2 protein-coding genes are annotated in these 552 nt (G+C 62.5%); both read right to left on the bottom strand.

Translation table 11 applies throughout. The features are described 5' to 3' along the window. The coding region (locus tag ACK4TH_RS13130; protein ID WP_409627073.1) for an NAD-dependent epimerase/dehydratase family protein at positions 1-240 on the bottom strand (240 nt) is incomplete at its 3' end. A gap of 2 nt (positions 241-242) precedes the next feature. Further along, positions 243-552: UDP binding domain-containing protein (locus ACK4TH_RS13125; protein WP_409627071.1), on the bottom strand; the 310-nt coding region annotated here is incomplete at its 5' end.

Below are 552 nucleotides of genomic sequence, written 5' to 3'. Positions count from 1 at the left end.
GACCACATCCGGCTTGGCTGTAGCCATGGCCTCTTCGACCGCTGAACGATCCTCCAGCCTGGCAATGACTGGTGTGAATGAGGGATACTGCGCCAGCGCCGCGTGGCGCATCTGCTTGAGCTTGACGTTGTAATAGGGCGTCATGCCGTCGAAGCCGGTCACCTCATGCCCGTCGGCCAGGAGACGCCGGGCGAGATGGAAACCGATGAAGCCGGCGGTGCCGGTGATGAAGTAATGCATGCTCAGGCCTTCACCTTCCGCTTGCCGATCGGGACATGGCTGAAGCCGTATTTCTCCATCTCCTCCGGCTTGTAGATGTTGCGCAGGTCGACGATGACGGGCGCCTTCATCTCCTGCTTCAGGCGGCGGAAATCGAGCGCGCGGAACTCGTCCCATTCGGTGACGACCACGATCGCCTCGGCATCGGTCGCGATCTCGTAAGGGTTCTTGCCATAGGTCACGGGCCCGAGCACGGCCTTGGCGGCCTCCATGCCTTCGGGGTCGAAGACATGGACGTCTGCACCGCCGTCGAGCAGCGCCTGGACGATGGTG

Origin of the sequence: Tepidimonas sp. (assembly GCF_046292505.1) — a bacterium.
Taxonomy (GTDB): Bacteria; Pseudomonadota; Gammaproteobacteria; order Burkholderiales; family Burkholderiaceae_C; genus Tepidimonas.
This window is presented reverse-complemented; position numbering and strand designations above follow the sequence as displayed.